General features: G+C 72.6%; 10 protein-coding genes and 1 pseudogene. 4 read left to right on the top strand and 7 right to left on the bottom strand.

All coding sequences use genetic code 11. The features are described 5' to 3' along the window. Positions 1–185: 185 nt before the first annotated feature. The 3 genes from LIV37_RS35790 to LIV37_RS35780 all read left to right on the top strand — a co-directional run bounded on the left by LIV37_RS35790 (position 186) and on the right by LIV37_RS35780 (position 6,468). Positions 186–833 carry a LuxR C-terminal-related transcriptional regulator gene (locus LIV37_RS35790; protein WP_020871948.1) on the top strand — a complete coding sequence of 216 codons (648 nt, stop codon included), beginning with the start codon at positions 186–188 and terminating at the stop codon, positions 831–833. A 118-nt stretch (positions 834–951) separates the two neighbouring features. Further along, on the top strand, positions 952–4,086 hold the full coding sequence (locus LIV37_RS35785; RefSeq protein WP_020871947.1) for an alpha-N-acetylglucosaminidase: 3,135 nt from the start codon (positions 952–954) through the stop codon (positions 4,084–4,086). A gap of 441 nt (positions 4,087–4,527) precedes the next feature. Beyond that, positions 4,528–6,468, top strand: coding sequence for a hypothetical protein (locus tag LIV37_RS35780; RefSeq protein ID WP_020871946.1), 1,941 nt, complete (start codon positions 4,528–4,530; stop codon positions 6,466–6,468). Between the two features lie 149 nt (positions 6,469–6,617). On the opposite strand, the pseudogene pulA reads toward LIV37_RS35780, so the two are convergent. The 4 genes and pseudogenes from pulA to LIV37_RS35760 all read right to left on the bottom strand — a co-directional run. Beyond that, positions 6,618–9,152, bottom strand: a pseudogene (gene pulA / locus LIV37_RS35775) (pullulanase-type alpha-1,6-glucosidase); the annotation flags it as partial. Between the two features lie 301 nt (positions 9,153–9,453). Then, positions 9,454–10,842, bottom strand: coding sequence for an alpha-amylase (locus LIV37_RS35770; protein ID WP_020871944.1), 1,389 nt, complete (start codon positions 10,840–10,842; stop codon positions 9,454–9,456). Between the two features lie 268 nt (positions 10,843–11,110). Next, positions 11,111–11,443: a putative quinol monooxygenase gene (locus LIV37_RS35765; RefSeq protein WP_020871943.1), complete on the bottom strand. Its 333-nt coding sequence runs from the start codon at positions 11,441–11,443 to the stop codon at positions 11,111–11,113. A 70-nt stretch (positions 11,444–11,513) separates the two neighbouring features. Next, positions 11,514–12,539, bottom strand: a complete 1,026-nt coding sequence (locus LIV37_RS35760; RefSeq protein ID WP_020871942.1) for an NAD(P)-dependent alcohol dehydrogenase — start codon at positions 12,537–12,539, stop codon at positions 11,514–11,516. Between the two features lie 237 nt (positions 12,540–12,776). Here LIV37_RS35760 and LIV37_RS35755 point away from each other — a divergent pair, with 237 nt between their 5' ends. After that, positions 12,777–14,240, top strand: a complete 1,464-nt coding sequence (locus LIV37_RS35755; RefSeq protein ID WP_020871941.1) for an AAA-type ATPase lid domain-containing protein — start codon at positions 12,777–12,779, stop codon at positions 14,238–14,240. On the opposite strand, the gene LIV37_RS35750 is transcribed toward LIV37_RS35755, so the two are convergent. The 3 genes from LIV37_RS35750 to LIV37_RS35740 all read right to left on the bottom strand — a co-directional run bounded on the left by LIV37_RS35750 (position 14,195) and on the right by LIV37_RS35740 (position 17,234). Continuing rightward, complete coding sequence (locus LIV37_RS35750) at positions 14,195–15,268, bottom strand: LacI family DNA-binding transcriptional regulator (protein WP_243146259.1); 1,074 nt, start codon at positions 15,266–15,268, stop codon at positions 14,195–14,197. The two genes, LIV37_RS35755 and LIV37_RS35750, sit on opposite strands and share 46 nt — an antisense overlap. Before the next feature lie 110 nt (positions 15,269–15,378). After that, positions 15,379–16,209 carry a sugar ABC transporter permease gene (locus LIV37_RS35745; protein ID WP_020871939.1) on the bottom strand — a complete coding sequence of 277 codons (831 nt, stop codon included), beginning with the start codon at positions 16,207–16,209 and terminating at the stop codon, positions 15,379–15,381. 2 nt (positions 16,210–16,211) lie between these two features. After that, positions 16,212–17,234, bottom strand: coding sequence for a carbohydrate ABC transporter permease (locus LIV37_RS35740; protein ID WP_121824111.1), 1,023 nt, complete (start codon positions 17,232–17,234; stop codon positions 16,212–16,214). Positions 17,235–17,240: the final 6 nt, after the last annotated feature.

Here is a 17,240-nt window from a genome sequence, read left to right as displayed (position 1 = left end):
ATGTCAAGAGGACATTACGCGGAATCCGGCAGAACGGTTCCCGTGCTGCTCCTCGGGGGTCGGCGGCGCGAGGGCGAACCACGCCGCCTTGCCGGTGCCGCCCGTGTCTCACCGCACAGCGGTACATTCGTCGGATTCGGTCACGTCCCCCACCCCGTGGGGCCCGAAGACGCCTTGGAGCCGCCGTGCGCGTTGTCCTCGCCGAAGACCTCTTCCTCCTGCGGGACGGGCTGGTGCGGATGCTGGAGGCGTACGACTTCGAGGTCGTGGCCGCCGTGGAGAGCGGGCCCGAGCTGAGCAAGGCGCTGGCCGAGCTGGAGCCGGATGTGGCGGTGGTGGACGTACGGCTGCCGCCGTCGTTCAGCGACGAGGGGCTGCAGTGCGCGCTGGCGGCGCGGCGGGCGCGGCCGGGGCTGCCGGTGCTGGTGCTGTCGCAGCACGTGGAGCAGCTGTACGCGCGGGAGCTGCTCGCGGACGGCAGCGGCGGCATCGGCTATCTGCTCAAGGACCGGGTCTTCGACGCCGATCAGTTCATCGACGCGGTGCGCCGGGTCGCCGCCGGGGGCACCGCGATGGATCCACAGGTGATCTCGCAGCTGCTGGACCGGCGCGCCCAGGACCAGCCGCTGGGGCGGCTGACGCCACGGGAGCTGGAGGTGATGGAGCTGATGGCGGAGGGGCGGTCCAACACGGCGATCGCGGCGCAGCTGTTCGTCACCGAGCGGGCGATCGCCAAGCACACCTCCAACATCTTCGGCAAGCTCGGCCTGCCGCCGTCGGACGACAACAACCGGCGGGTGCTGGCAGTGCTGGCCTACCTCGACCGGGACTGAGCCGCCGGAGCCGGCCGGCCGTGCCCCGGCCTCCCGTGCGCCCCATTGCTCCCACCCCACAACGCTGGTTAAGTGCCTTGTCCATATGACCCATTGGCCGTTGTCCGTTGGGGGGCGCATGAGCGACCTGAGCAGACGCACGCTGATCGGAACCGCCGGAGCACTGGGGGCCGGGGCCACACTGGGGAGCCGGATCCCCGCGGTGGCCGACGAACCACACGACACACAGGACACCGCAGTGGCCGCATTCGACACCGCTCCCGCGCGCGCCGCCCTGCGACGGCTGCTGCCGACGCACGCCGATCAGTTCCGGCTGGTGGCGCTGGAGAAGCGGGGTGCCGAGGAGCGGTTCGAGGTCGGCGGGTCCGCGGGGCGGCTGACGGTCTCCGGGACCAGTCCGGCGGTGCTGCTCACCGGTGTGCACTGGTACCTCAAGTACACCTGCCACGCCCAGATCACCTGGTCAGGCGATCAGCTGAACCTGCCGAAGAAGCTGCCCGCGCCCGCCCGGCGCGTCACCCGCTCGACCGCGCTCCCGCACCGCTTCGCGTTCAACGACACCCACGACGGCTACACCGCGCCGTTCGCCGACTGGGACCGCTGGGAGCACCTGATCGACATCGCGGCCCTGCACGGCTGCAACGAACTGCTGGTCACCGCCGGTCAGGAGGGTGTCTACCACCGGCTGCTCCAGGACTTCGGCTATACGGAAGACGAGGCGCGGGCCTGGCTCCCCGCCCCCTCCCACCAGCCGTGGTGGCTGCTGCAGAACATGAGCGGTTACGGCGGACCGGTGTCCACCGCGCTCCTGGCCAAGCGCACCGAGCTGGGGCGGCGGATCGCCGACCGGCTGCGGGAGCTGGGCATGCGGCCGGTGTTCCCCGGCTACTTCGGCACCGTCCCGGACGGCTTCGCGGAACGCAACCCCGGGGGCCGTACGGTCCCGCAGGGCGACTGGAACGGGCTCCGGCGGCCCGACTGGCTCGATCCGCGCACCGAGGTGTTCCGGAAGGTGGCCGCCGCCTTCTACCGCCATCAGGGCGAACTGTTCGGCGAGGCCGAGCTGTTCAAGATGGATCTGCTGCACGAGGGCGGCGACCCCGGGGACGTTCCGGTGCCGGAGGCCGCCCGCGCCGTGGAGACCTCGCTCCAGACCTCGCGCCCCGGCGCCACCTGGGTGATCCTCGGCTGGCAGGAGAACCCGCGCCGCGATCTGCTGGACGCCGTCGACCACGACCGGATGCTCATCGTGGACGGCCTTTCGGACCTGGACACGGTCACCGACCGGGAGCGGGACTGGGGTGGGGTGCCGTACGCGTTCGGCACCATCCCCAACTTCGGCGGCCGCACCACGATCGGCGCCAAGACCCATATGTGGACCAAGCGGTTCACCGTATGGCGCGACAAACCGGGCAGCAAGCTGGTCGGCACGGCCTATATGCCGGAGGCGGTCGAGCGGGATCCGGCCGCGCTGGAGCTGTTCAGCGAGTTGGCGTGGCGGGATGAGGCGGTGGACCGGGCCGAGTGGTTCCGCTCCTACGCCGATGTGCGCTACGGCGGGCCGGACACCAGGGCCCGGGAGGCGTTCGCCGCGCTGCGCGGCACCGCGTACGAGATCAGCAGCAAGGACGGCCGCCCGCACGACTCGGTGTTCGCCGCCCGGCCCTCCCTGAGCGCGCGTTCGGGCACCAACTACGCCACCCACACCCCCGCCTTCGACCCGGCCGGGTTCGACGTGGCCTTCGCGGCGCTGCTGGGCGTGCGCGCCGGGCTGCGCGACAGCGACGCCTACCGCCACGACCTCACCGACATCGCACGGCAGGCCCTCGCCAACCGCTCCTGGCAGCTGATCCCGCAGCTCCAGGACGCCTATGACCGTAAGGACCGCACCGCCTTCAAGACGCTGTCCCGGCTGTGGCTCAAACTGATGCGGCTCAGCGACGACATGACCGGCGCCCACCGGCGGTTCCTGCTGGGCCCATGGCTCGAGGACGCCAAGCGGATGGCGTCGGGCGAGGAGGAGTCGGCGCAGCTGGAGCGGGCCGCGCGCACCCTCATCACCACCTGGGCGGACCGCGCCACGGCCGACGGCGGCAAACTGGCCAACTACGCCAACCGCGACTGGAGCGGCCTCATCGCCGACTTCCACCTCCCCCAGTGGCAGTCCTATCTGGACGAGCTGGCGGACGCGCTGGCGGAGAACCGCGCACCGCGCACCTTCGACTGGTTCGCCGTCGAGGAGCCGTGGACGCGCGAGCGCAAGAGCTACCCCGTGCGGCCGACGGCCGACGCCCACCGCACCGCCAAGCGGGTGTACGAGGCGCTGGCCAAGGCCCCGTACCAGGGCACGCTGACCGTCACCGCCGAGCCCGCCACCCTGCCGCCCGGCGGCTCCGCGACCCTCACCGCCGCCCTGCGCAACGTCAACGGGCTGCGCCCCACCGGCCGCGTCGACTTCGACCTCACCGCGGCCGGGCTCGACCCGTCCCCGGACGGGCCGACCCGGCTGCCGGGCGTCCCGGCGGGCGGCACCGGCGAGGTCCGCTGGCGGGCGACCGCGCCCGAAGACCCGCTGGAGCACCCGCTCAAGCCACTGCCGTACGAACTGGGCGTGACGTACGGGCCGCGGGGCGAGGAGCGGGTGCGGGCCGTACGCACCGGGACGCTGTGGATCGCCGGACCGCTGGCAGAGGGCTTGAAGACGGTCACCAACAGCGGTGCGGCCTTCGGCCAGTTGGACGAGCGGTTCGCGATCGACGGCGCGGGCCAGGACCTGTGGAAGGGCACCGCCGAATTCGGCTCCGTCTACCGCGACGGCGTCCTTACGGTGGGCACGACCGTGACCGTGAAGGTGGACGCCCAGGCGGTCACCGGGCCCTGGGCGCGGGCCGGGATCATCGTCCGCGACGACCTCGCCACGGCGGGCTCCCCCGGCTTCGTGAACCTCTCCGTCACCCCGGCCAACGGTGTCGTCCTGTCGTACGACTCGGGCGGCGACGGCACGCTGGACACCTACCAGCGGATCACCGGCGTCAAGGCGCCCGTACTGCTGCGGCTGACCCGCACCGCCGCCACCTCCTACACCGGCGAGCTGTCCACCGACGACGGCGCGAGCTGGCGGAAGGTGGCCACCGTGACGGCGCCGGGCGGGGCGGCCGCGCAGGACGCCGGGATCTTCATGACCGCGGCGAACGGCGGTACGGGCGCCCGGGGGACGGTCGAGTTGAGCGGCTGGAGGACGAGTACGCCGTAGCGGGTCGGCGTCAGCGGCAGGGTGGGGCGCAGGGGGTGTCCGGCGGTACGCGTACGCCTGCGGCGGGCCGTTCCCCCTCCCCGCCCCTTCCCACAACTGGGGCTCCGCCCCAGACCCCGCTCCTCAATCGCCGGAGGGGCTGATTTCAGCCCGTCAGGGGGCACCTCCCAGCGGTAGCTGGGGGAGTTTGAGGACACGCCCGAAGGGCGTCCGGGGGCCATGGGCGGTGGGCCTCCGCCGCAGGGCAGGGGCTCCGCCCATGGCCCCCCAGGGCCTGGGTCGAAGCCCCTGTACGGGGTCTGGGGCGAAGCCCCGGGATCGGGGCCTGGGGCAGAGCCCCAGTTTCGGGAAGGGGCGGGGAGGGGAACAGTCCGCCGCGGGCGCCAAGTCCCGCCGGACACCCGTAGGTGACCAACCCCGCCCGCCACTCGTTCACGACACGTGGACCAGCACCAGGCGACAGTCGCCACCGACGACGAAACCACCGGCCTGATCGACGTCGAGCAGGCCGAGGCCGCCATCGTCGAGCACTATCCCCGGCTGGTGCGGCTCGCGTACCTCATCCTGCCGCCGGGCATCGGGCGCACCCGCCGGGTGCTCGCGGCGCATGCCCTCGCCCAGCGCGCGCTGCCCCGCAACCGGGGCTACGGCACCGGCCCGGACCCGCACCCGGACGTCGAACTGCCCTGGCAGCGCGGGACGAAGGGCCCGGGGGCCGACACGGGCTACGCCTATGTGCGGCTGCGGGTGCTCCGCCTGGCGCTGCGCGCCGCCCGGCAGCGGCCCTGGTGGCAGCGGCCCCCGGCGCTGCCACAGGTTTTCGGGCTGCGGCTGTTCCCGCGCTCCGGCGGCGCCGATGAACTCGCCCTGGAGAAGGCGCTTTCGGAGCTGTCAGGACCCGGCCGCGCCGCATACGTCCTGCTGGAGCTGGAGCAGCTCGACGAGCACGAGACGCGCGCCCTGCTGCGCTCCGCGGGGGTCGCCGACGCGCGGGACGCGGTGGACGAGGCCGAGTCGGTGCCGGATCCGGCGGGCAGCCGGGACGAATCGCTGCTGGAGTCCGCCGAGTTCGACCCGTGCTCGCTCCAGGCGCGGCCCACCGATCTGGTGCGCCGCCGTCAGCATCTGCGGGCGGTGCTGGTGGCCGTGGTGGCGCTGGTGGTGTGCGGCACGCTGCTGGGGATGCCGGGGCGGGGCTGGGGGCCGAGCGGTGCCGCCGCGCCCTCGTACGCCCGCAATCCGGCCTCCGAACGCGCCCTGGACCCGGACAGGCTGACCCGCGCCGCGCCCGACACCTGGCGCACCGCGTCCCGCGCCGACTTCTCCTCCTGGCCCGCGCGCGGCGACCGGGTCCGGGACACCGCGCTGCTGCGCCGCGCGCTGGCCGTCTGGGCGCGGCCGGGCGGTTCGGTACGGGTGTCGGCCACCATGGGCACGCAGTCCGGACCGCCGTCGGGGCCGCCGCAGCTGCTGTTCGCGGGCGAGGTGGACCAGGCCACGGTGGTGCTGCTGTACGACGGGCTACGAGTGGCGCGGTACGCGGAGGCGAGTGAGGGCGGCGCGGTCGCGCTGGACTTCGCCCGGCTGGACGCCGCCGACGCGGGCACCTCGACCGCGCTGGTCCTCAGCCGCACGGACGGCAACGTCCGCTATCTGACCGCCCCTTGGGTGCGGCACGCCTGGGTGCGCGACCTGCTGCACCCGGCCATGGCGCCGCGCGCGCTGCGCCGCACCGGGGACGGGGTGACCGACCCGGTGCGCACCGTCCCGCGGCTGCGCCCCTGCCGTGGCTGGCCCGCGCTCCAGTTCGGCTCGCGGCTGGTGGCCGACCTCGGCGAACTGGCCCCGGCCCGGCTCACCTACGGCACCCCCGGCGCCGGGGTGCGCGACGTGGCGGGACGGGCCGCCCGGGTCAGCTGGGCCAGGACCGGATGCCGGCTGACGATGATGCGGGCGCGCGGGGTGCGCTCGGTCAACGCCTGGCGGTTCGCCGCCCAGGCCCTGCCGGAGGCGGGCGGCCACGCGGCCTGGCTGTGCACCCGTGCCGACACCTGGCGGGGCACGGGCAGCAAGGTCCTGGCCCAGTTCCAGCCGTGGGACACCCGCCGTGGCAGGGCGGGCGCGGTCGCGGCCGGCGCCGACAACTCCCCCGCCTGCGGCCCGCGCGAGCCGCGGGTGCTGGCGGGGGTGCTGTGGAAGGCCCGGTCCGGCCACTGGTACCTGCTGGCCGCCGGAAGCCGCCAGGTGACCGGCATCGTCGCCAGCGGCGGCGTCCGGGGCCGCTCCTACGGCCGCGGCCTGACCCTCCCCGCCAAGGCAGGCGCCCGCGCCGACCTGAGGGCCCGCCTGACCAACGGCGACCGACTGAGCCCCCTCCACTGACGCTCCGCTGGAAGTACCCCGCCCTGCCGTCGGTCATCCGCGGCACCCACCGTCGTGGCCGGTCACGCCCACGCGCCGGAGCCGCACATCGACACGGCCCCGCGTCCCTTTGGGGCGCCTCGAACCGCGGCCGACATCCGCCGAACCCCTCAGCGCCCCGCCGCCCCCGCCCTGAAGACGGCGACCGTGCGGCCGGGCACGGCGAAGGTGCCGGTCGCGCGCTCGTAGCCGGACGTCCGCACCGTGGCGTCGGCGCCGTGCGCCTGGACCGGGTGGAGGGCGTACGGGGTCCCGGCCAGGGCGGGGACGGTCTGCGACTGCCGGGACGGGGTCGCGTTGAAGACCACGACGAGCGGGCCGAGCCGCATGGTGATGACGCCCGGCGTCTCCCCGGTCCCGGACAGCGGGAAGGACAGCGCCTGCCGCACCCCCTCCGCCGTGGTCTGGCTGAACGCCTTCTCGGTGGTGCTGATCCGCAGCAGATCCCGGTAGGCCGCCGAGGCGCCCGTGATCTCGGCGCAGCCGGGGCGTGCGGCCGGGTTGGTCAACAGGGCTTTGGCGTAGGGCCACTTGGGCTCGTTGTCCGCCGCCGGGGGCAGTCCCCGGCCGAAGCCGTTGCCGGACGCGCAGTCCCAGTGGATGGCGTTGAACCAGTCCCCGCTGTCGAAGGAGTTGCGGTCCAGCGACTTCGAGCGCAGCAGATCGGTGCCCGCCTGGCTGAGCGCCGGGCCCTGGGAGAGGGTGGCGGTGGCCAGGGCCACCACCTGGGCCCTGGCCCGGTCGGCGGCCGAGGTGGTGGCGGGGAGTTTGTAGGCGAGCGCGTCGTAGAGGGTCTCGTTGTCGTGGGCGTCGGCGTAGGCGAGCGCGTCGCCGGGGGCGGCGGCGTATCCGGCCGGGGAGCCGTTGTAGTCGACCTCGGAGCCCTTGACCCGGCGTCCGGCGGTGTCGGTGAAGGTGTAGTCGGCGAGGTTGCCGGAGAGCCCGACCTTGATCAGGTCCTGGGCGTGCAGCAGCCGGGCCCGCTGCTCGTCCGGGCCGCCGTTGGCGGGTGAGCCGTTGGGGTCGGTGAAGAGTCCGGAGGCGAAGCCCTGCACACGGGGGTCCTCGTCGAACGGCCCGCCGCCGCGCACCGCGTCCCGCGCCCGGTCGCTGAAGGTGGCGATGCCGGTGCCGGCCATGTTGCGCTGGGTGGCCTGGACGAAGCGGGCGTCCCCGGCCGCCTCGCCGAAGTCCCAGCCCTCGCCGTAAAGGATGATCGACTTGCCGTCCACCCCGTCCTTGGCGGGGGTCAGGGCGTCGAGGGCCTTGCGCACGGCCAGGATGTTGGCCTTGGGATGGTGGCCCATGAGGTCGAAGCGGAAGCCGTCGACCTTGTACTCACGGGCCCAGGTGACGATCGAGTCCACCACCAGCTTGCCCATCATCGCGTGCTCGGGCGCGGTGCCGGGGCAGCAGGTGGAGGTGGCCACGCTGCCGTCGTCCAGCAGCCGCTGGTAGTAGCCGGGCACGATGCGGTCGAGCACCGACTTGTCGTCCTGCCCGGCGGCCACGGTGTGGTTGTAGACCACGTCCATGACGGTGCGCAGCCCGGCGTGGGCCAGCCCCTGCACCATCCGCCGGAACTCGCGGGTGCGGGCCGGGCCCTCCGGGTCACTCGCGTAAGACCCCTCCGGCACGGTGTAGTGCAGCGGGTCGTAGCCCCAGTTGTAGCCGTCCCTGTCGGCGGCCTGGGCCACGCACTTCTGCTGCTGGTCGGAGTCGGCGGGCAGGGCGGCCAGCTCGCAGCCGGGCCGGGCCTGGTCGGAGCGCCGCTCCGGGACGGTGCCGAAGTCGAACGCGGGCAGGAGGTGGACGTACGAGGTGCCGGACCGGGCCAGCCGCGTGAGGTGCCGCAGCCCGTCCGAGCCGCGGTCGGTGAAGGCGAGGTACTGGCCGGGGTGGGCACTGGTCCGGTCCGCGATGGAGAAGTCGCGGATCTGCAGTTCCTGGATGCGGGCGTCGCGCAGCGGGACGGCCTCGGGCTTCTTCAGCGACGCCCAGCCGGCGGGGGCGAGCCGGGGGTCGGCCAGGTCGGTGACCAGGCTGCGGGCGGAGTCGGCGGTCAGGGCGGTGGAGTAGGGGTCGGTGACCTCGTTGGTGACGGTCTTGCCGACGGTCGGCGCCCAGACCCGGATCCGGTAGCGGTACTGCTTGTCCCGCCAGTCGGGGCTCCCGGTGACGCTCCACACCCCGCTGCCGGGGTCCCGCCGCATGGCGACGGTGCGCCCGTCGAGGTCGAGCGACACGCTCCGGGCGGTCGGCGCCCAGACGGAGAGGGTGGGGCGGCCCCCGTGGAAGACCGGGCCGAGGCGGGCCCGGCGCGCCCGGTCGGCGTAGAGGTCGTCCAGCACGCCGGGGATCTGCACTCCGGTGCGGTGCAGTACGTGGTCGCGGTCGCCGGCCGCGCGCTGGACGACGGTGAGCGGGCCGCGCAGCGCCGTGGCGGCCTTGTCGCGGTCGCGCGGGTCGAGGCGGTAGGCGGGGCGGTCGGCCAGGTGCGGGTAGGCGGCCTTCTGGGCGTCCGTCAGGGTGGCCGGGGCCAGCCGCAGCGTGCCGCCGCCCGCGTAGCGCAACTCCTCGGCGGTCGCGGCGGTGTGCTCGACCTTCCAGACGACGGTGGCACGGTCGATCCACTGCGCCTCGGCGGTGGCGGCCTGGGTCCTGGTGGCCGCGGCCCGGGCGGTCTGCGAGACGGCGGGCACGGCCGCCGCGCCCAGCGCCAGGGTGGCGAGCGCGGCGGCGGTGCGGAAGAGGGTGGCTCTCGGGGGTTTCACGGGGCTGGTGGCTCCTTGAGGTGTGGTGTGGATGTGGGCTCCGCGTCCACGTCCCCGGGCGGGGCGGAACCCGGGGTCCGGGGCGGGGGCGGAGCCCAGGGCTCAAGCCAGAACCCCTGGCCCGGGGCCGGGGCGGAGCCCCTGCCCCGGGCCCACCGGTGAAGGCGGCGGCCTACCCGCAGCTACGGGCGCCCGTGTGCAGGGCCACCGCCGTGTTCGCGCCCAGCGTGGCGGTGAACCGGCCCGAGGAGTCGACCGTGACGGACTTGCCGCTCTGGACGTCGCAGTAGCCGCCCGCCGGGAGCGAGGTCTGGAAGGTCCGGGTGAGGGGGCCGCTCTCGTGGTTGATGGCCACGTATGCCTTGTCGCCGCGGCCGAACGCGATGGCGTTGTTGCCGTTGTCCCACCAGTTGGTCACCGAAGCGCCCCGGGCCGTGTTGCGGAGGGCGACCATGCTCATGATCTCGGGCCATTTGTGCTGGCACTTCCAGCCGTCCTGGTAGCAGGCGCCCGCCGCGCCGCCGTTGGGCGGGCCCGCGTCGTTGTCGCTGAACTCGTAGCCGGAGTGGACGTCCGGGGAGCCGTACGGCCAGGCCAGCATGAAGACGTTGGCCAGGGTGTAGTCGGCGCCGTTCTTGTAGGTGAGGGTGGAGCCGTTGCGCTCGGTGTCCCAGTTGTCGACGAAGACACCGGACTGGCCACTCGCCATATAGCCCCAGCCCTCGCCGAAGTTCTTCAGATACGCGAGCTTCTCGCTCTGGAACACCCGCTTGAGGTCACGGCCGTAGCGGAACTCCTGCACATCGCCGTTGCGCAGATACTCCGTCGGGGAGACCGCCTCCCCCTCGCCGTAGATGACCTCCTGCTTCCAGTAGACGCCGGGGTCGCTCAACTGGCTCTTGATGGCGGCCAGATCGTCCGCCGGGATGTGCTTGGCGCCGTCGACGCGGAAGCCGTCCACGCCGAGCGAGAGCAGGTCGTTGAGGTACTGCGCGAGCCGGGTGCGGACGTACTGTTCACCGGTGTCCAGGTCGGCGAGGCCCACCAGCTCGCAGTGCTGCACATTCCAGCGGTCCTGGTAGTTGCTGATCTGCGCGGTGCAGTCGTCCATGTCCTGGGGCTGGTAGATCCCGGGGTAGTCGTACTTGGTGTACGAGGAGCCGCCGGTGCCGGTGCCGGATCCGGCCGACATGTGGTTGATGACGGCGTCGGCCACCACCTTCACGCCCGCCGCGTGACAGGTGTCGATCATGTTCTTGAAGGCGGTGCGGTCGCCGAGCCGTCCGGCGATCTTGTAGCTGACGGGCTGGTAGGAGGTCCACCACTGGCCGCCCTGGATGTGCTCGGTGGCCGGGGACACCTCGACATAGCCGTACCCGGCGGGGCCGAGGGTGCTGGTGCACTCCTTGGCGACGGAGTCGTACTTCCACTCGAAGAGTTCGGCGGTGACGTCCTTGGTGCCGGGCGGTGTCGCCCGCGCGGTCTGGGGCAGTGCGACGAGCGTCACCGCGCTCGCCGCGAGGGCGAGCGCGGTGGCAAGGGGTATGCGGCTGCTGGCCATCGTTCCTCCGTGGGGGGAGTTCGGGGGTGCCGATTGAGCCTCGTACGGCAACGCGCCATGCCCGTAAGGCCAGTTGAAGGTTCTTGCTGCAAGACGTCAGTGGTGGGTGGTGACGGGACCGTACTCGCGAGTTTTTGTTGTTGCAAGACCTTTCGCAAGTAATTGCGGCGGTGTTACGTTCAACCACGTTCTCCGGTCCGGCCGGCCGGGGGTCCGGTCAACGGGCCTCACGCGCCCGGCCGGTCGGATCGGTTCGGAGGACGGGGCGTCAGTCCCGGGCCGCGACGGACATTTCCCCAAGGAGGGACCAATCCTCCTGGGGCACGTTCATATTGACGATCCGCGGGGTCTCCACCAGGTGCGGCGGAAGTGTCCGCCGCGCGGCCCGGAAGTGCGGCGAGTTGACATGTGCCGCGCCGGCCTCCTCGTCGCGGAACGCCTCGACCAGAACGTATTCGGCCGGGTCCTCGACGCTGCGGGACCAGTCGAACCACAGGCACCCCGGCTCGGCGCGGGTGTCCCGGGTGAAGTCGCCCGCGATCTCGGGCCAGCGGTCCGCGTCCTCGGGCAGTACGCGGAACTTCGCGGTGATGAAGATCATCGATAGGCCTTTCGTCGGTGCTGATGAGCCGGCCCCCGGTGGGCGGCCGGCCGGATTACGGGATCGGCGGTCAGGGGACGAGAACGGCGCGTCCGCGGACCCGGCCGGCACCGAGGTCGTCCAGGGCCTCCTGGAAACGGTCCAGCGGGTACGTGGTGGTGTGCAGGCGCACGCGGTCCTGCGCGGCGAGCACCATCAACTCGCACAGGTCGGTGTAGGAGCCGACGAGATTGCCGATGAAGTTGATCTCGGCGGAGATGATGTCGATCGTCGGGATGTCGAGGTTCTCCCCGTACCCCACCACGTGGTAGTCGCCCGCGCGGCGCAGCATGCCGACGCCGTCCCGGGTCGCGCCGCCTTCGCCGACGAAGTCGACGACCGCCTCGGCGCCCTGCCCGCCCGTCAGCTCCAGCACTTCCCCGACCTGGTCCCCGCTTGCCACGATCCCGTGGTCGGCGCCGATGGAGACGGCCAGCTCCACCGCGTCGGGGTTGCGGTCGACCACGATGAGTTCGGCGGCCGTGATGGCCTTCAGCACCTGTACGCCGATGTGTCCGAGCCCTCCCGCGCCGATGATCACGCACCTGGTCCCGGGGCGCAGCCGGCCGGCGGCCTTGGCCGCCGCGTGGTAGGCGGTGAGCCCCGCGTCGGCGAGCGCGGCCACGTCGGCGGGCTCGAGGGAGCCGTCGAGCTTCACGACGCTGCGGGCCGAGGTCTTCAGATACTCGGCGTAGCCGCCGTGGGTGTCGATGCCGGGGAAGAGGCTCTGCCCGCAGTGGACGTCGTCACCGGCCCGGCAGGCCGGGCACAACCCGCAGGTGATCAGGGGGTGCACGATGACCTTGTCGCCCTCGGCGACGTTGGTGACCGCGCTGCCGACCGCATGGACCCAGCCGGCGTTCTCGTGCCCGATGGTGTAGGGCAGGCTCACTCCGGACTTGTCAGCCCACTGTCCTTCGAGGATGTGGAGATCGGTGCGGCACACGCCCGCCCCGCCGATCTTGACGATCACGTCGTACGGGCCGGTGATCTCCGGATGCGGTACGTCGGCCATGCGCGGGCTCTGGCCGTACCCCACGACCTGGACTGCCTTCATCGAGTGTTCTCCTTCATGGGGGATGGTGGCGCGTTCGTCCGGGATGGTGGCGCGCGGGTACCCCGCGCGGGGAAACCGATCGGCCCCGTGGCGACCGCGCCCTTCGAAGAGGCACGCTAGGCAGCGTTGACGCACGTCAGCGAGGGCTGGATGTCTCACTTCGAGACACCCGCGCCGCTGGGACGTCCCGGCCGGCAGTACCGTGACCACGGTCGACGTGTCCTTACGGAGGTCGAAGTGGACAGCCACCGCCTGGCCCCGCGCCTGCTGGCATCGTGGCAGCGCAGCCGGCGCTACGGTCTGTCGCCGGAGGAGATGCGGCCGGTGTTCACCGGTTCGGTGGACACGGCCTCCCTGTTCTACGAGTGCGGTCATGAGGTGCTGCGGGGCCTGCGGGACACGCTCGCCAACGAGGCGGTCGGCATGATGATCGCCGACGGCGACGGCTTGGTGCTGTGCCGGGTGTGCGACGACGCCTCGATCAGCCGGTCCCTGGACCGGGTCCATCTGGCGCCCGGTTTCTCCTTCGCCGAACGCGACGTGGGCACCAACGGGCTCGGCCTGGCCCTGACGGATCGGGCTCCGTCACTGGTGAGAGCGGACGAGCACTACTGCACCGGCCTGCGGGGATACACCTGTGCCGCGGCACCGGTGCTCGACCCGGGGACCGGTGGGCTCGTCGGCAGCGTCAACCTCACCACGTGGTCCGACTCGTCCTCGAAGCTGTTGCTGGCCCTTGCGCAAGCCGCCGCCGGGAACACGGCGGCGCTCATGCTGGCCCGGGGGACCGGCCGCAGGGTCCGACCGGCCCCCCGGGGCGAGGTGTTCCGGATGTACGCCGACCGGTACCACCAGCACGACCACGCTCACCAGGCGCTCTCCCCCGGCTGGACGGACGCCGTCGCCGCCGCGCACAGCGCCTCGGCCCGCGGACGGATCGTCGCGGTGGTCGGTGAGCCGGGAGCGGGGAAGGCCGCGCTGGTCGCCACCGCCCGTCGGCAGACCGGGGCGCGGGAACGCCTGCTCAGCGCCCGCACACCCGCGCCCGGCGACGTGGCCGCGTGGCTGGCGCTGTGGGCCCCCGAACTCGGCAAGGACAGCACCTGCGTCGTCGTCTCCGGTGTGGACCGGCTGCCGGCGTGGGCGGCCACCGAACTGGCCCGGCTGTTCGAAGAGGCGCGCCGGGTGGCCGGAGAGGGGTCCGGGCGTCCGCCGCCGTTCGCCGTGACGGCCCAGTGGTACTCCGCGATCCCGGACGTGCTGAGGCCGCTGGTCGACACCGTGGTCGAGGTGCCCGCCCTGCGCTTCCGCCCCGACGACATCCTGCCGCTGGCCCGCCACTTCGCACGGTGGCACCGCGGACCCACGGTGACGTTCACGTCCGCCGCGGCCCGCGCGCTGACGTCCTACGACTGGCCCGAGAACGTGGGGCAGCTGCGCCGGGTGGTGCGCGAGGCGGCGTCGAGGACGGATGCGATCGACACCCATCACCTCCCGGCCGAGGTGTTCACCGGCTCGGGCGGCCATCTGACCCGGCTGCAGCTCCTCGAACGGGACGAGATCGTGCGCTGCCTGACCGAACCAGGCACGACGGTGGCCCAGGCGGCGGCGAAGATGGGCCTGGGCCGCGCCACCGTCTACCGCAAGATGGCCCGCTACGGCATCCGGGTGCCCGGCCGGCGAAGGGGCACCGGCCCCTGACCGGCGGGCGGCTGACCGGTCGGCGGCTGACCGGTCGGCGGCACCTGCGCCGTCGAGCCTCGCACGACCAGATCCGGCTGGAAGACGAACTCCGTGTGCTGGACCGGGTTTCCGGCCATCTCCTCCAGCAGCGCCCCCACCGCCGCCGTCGCCATCGACTGCACCGGCTGGCGGACGGTGGTCAGCGGGGGATCGGTGAAGGCGATCAGCGGGGAGTCGTCGAAGCCGACCACCGACACATCGTGCGGCACCCGCAGCCCGCGCCGGGCCGCCTCCCGGATCACCCCGAGCGCCATCAGGTCGCTGCCGCACACGACGCCCGTACAGCCCTGGTCCAGCAGCGTGGCCGCCGCCACCTGCCCGCCCTCGACGCTGAAGAGCGTATGCCGCACCAACTCCCGTGCCTCGTCCGCCGGTCGGCCCAGCAGCTCCGCGCTCGCAGCGAGGAACCCCTCGACCTTGCGCAGCGCGGGGACATAGCGGGCGGGCCCCACCGCGAGGCCGATCCGGTGGTGGCCGAGCGCGGCCAGGTGGCGGACGGCCATCCGCGCCGCCGCCCGGTCGTCGGGTGATACGAACGTGGCCTGGATGCGCTCGTGGTAGCCGTTGATCAGCACGAACGGCACCTTGCGCCCGGCCAGCCGGGCATAGCGGGCGGGGTCGGCCGTGGTGTCGGCGTGCAGTCCGGACATGAAGACGATGCCCGCCACATCGCGCTCCTCCAACTGCTCCACCAGCTCGTCCTCGGTGGCGCCGCCGGGCATCTGGGTGCACAGGATCGGGGTGTAGCCATGTCCGGCCAGCACCTGCTCGATGATCTGGGCGAAGGCGGGGAAGACCGGGTTGGTCAGCTCCGGGATGACCAGGCCGACCAGCCCGGCGCTGCGCCGCCGCAGCCGTACCGGCCGTTCGTAGCCGAGGACGTCGAGGGCGGCGAGCACCCGCTGCCGGGTGGTGGCCGCCACGCCCGCCTTGCCGTTGAGCACCCGGCTGACGGTGGCCTCGCTGACCTCGGCCTGGGCGGCGATATCGGCGAGCCGCGGCGGCGCCCCCGGTGGGCCCGCCGCGGATGGGCCTCCCCCGGTTGGGCTCGCCTCCCGCGCGCTCGCCGCCGGGGGGCCCGCCGCCGACGGACTCGTCACGACTTGGTCGCCCCGGCCGTGAGCCCCGCCACGAGATGGCGCTGGGCCCAGGAGAACACCAGCGCCGCCGGGATGGCGATCATCACGGCCGCGGCCGTCATGGAGCCCCAGTCGGAGGTGTACTGGTTGACGAAGGTCTGGAGCCCCGCCGCGAGCGTGAGGTTGTCCTCCCCCGTCATGAAGGCGGAGGCGTAGGCCACCTCGGCCCAGGCGGTGATGAAGGTGTAGAACGCGGTCACCGCGAGCCCCGGCTTGGCCAGCGGGACGACCAGCCGCCAGAAGGTCCCGAAGGGGTTGAGCCCGTCGACCCGGCCCGATTCGTCGATCTCCACCGGGATGGTGTCGAAGAAGCCCTTCATCATCCAGGCGCAGAACGGCACGGCCACGGTGAGGTAGGTGACGATGAGCGAGATCGGCTGGTTGAGCCAGCCCAGCGTCGACATGATGTTGTACAGCGGCACGATGAGGATGGCCACCGGGAACATCTGGGTGATCAGCAGCAGCCACATCAGCGGGCGCATCCCGGGGAACCGGAAGCGGCTGACGGCATAGCCGGTGGTGGCCGCGACGAAGACGCCCAGGAGCGTGGTGATGACCACGATGAACAGCGAGTTGCCGAACCAGGTCAGGAACTCGGTGTCGCCGAGGACGTGTTGGTAGTTCCGCAGCGTCGGTTCCTTGACCACATCGGTGCTGAACGCCTCGCTCTTGGGCTTGAACGAGGTCACCACCAGCCACAGCGGCGGGAAGACCGCGACCGCGGAGGCGATGACGAGCGTGGTGTGCAGCCCGACGGAGGCGAGCGTGCCGCGTCGTTGGTCGCGCATGGCTACCAGACCTCTCCCTGCTTGCGGAGCGAACGGCGGTAGATCACCGCGAAGAGCATGAGGATGAGCAGGATCAGCACACCCCAGGCCGAGGCGCCGGCGAAGTCGCGCGGGCTGTTGACGAAGGAGAGCCGGTAGGCGTACGTCACCAGGATCTCGGTGGAGTCGCCGGGTCCGCCGCGGGTCAGCAGGAAGATCACCGGGAACATGTTGAACGTCCAGATGGTCGACAGCAGGATCACGGTGGAGCTGACCGAGCGCAGCCCGGGCAGGGTGATGTGGCGGAACCGCTGCCGGGGGCTCGCCCCGTCCATCTCGGCGGCCTCGTACAGCTCACCGGGGATGGACTGCAGCCCGCCGAGCAGCGCGACCAGCATGAACGGCACCCCGAGCCAGATGTTCACGGCGATCACCGAGACCTTGGCCATGGTGGGGTCGTTCAGCCAGGGCACCGCGTCGATCCCGCCGCCGTGCAGCACCTTGTTGAGGATGCCGTTCTTCTCGTTGTAGAGCAGCCGCCAGGCGAAGACGGAGACGAAGGCGGGGACGGCCCACGGCAGGATCAGCAGCGACCGGTAGAGGGTGCGCCCGGCGAACCGCCGGTTGAGCAGTACGGCCAGGCCCAGGCCGATCGCGAAGGTGAGCGCCACACAGCTGACGGTCCAGGTGACGGTCCAGCCCAGCCGGTCCCAGAAGACCTGGTCCTCGAGGATGGCCCGGAAGTTGTCGAGGCCGACCGTCTGGTAGGTGGCGGGGATGTGGTTGATCCCGATGGTGCGCTCGACGTTGGCCTCGTTGGCGTCGGTCAGCGACAGATAGACGCCGCGGACCAGCGGATAGCCGATGATCAGCCCGATGACGAGCACGACGGGCGCGACCATGGCCCAGGCGTACCAGTGGCGGGCGAGCGCGTTGCGGATCCGGCGCGGCGGTGGGGTGCCGGCCTTGCGAACCCGGCCGCCCCGGCCGCGGGCGCCCCTCGCGCCCGCGGCCGGGTCCAGCGGCCGGCTGGTGTCGACAGCCATCGTCGC

Source organism: Streptomyces rapamycinicus NRRL 5491, from assembly GCF_024298965.1.
Taxonomy (GTDB): domain Bacteria; phylum Actinomycetota; class Actinomycetes; order Streptomycetales; family Streptomycetaceae; genus Streptomyces; species Streptomyces rapamycinicus.
Note: the sequence above shows the minus strand (reverse complement) of the source record. Positions and strands in the feature narration are given on the sequence as shown.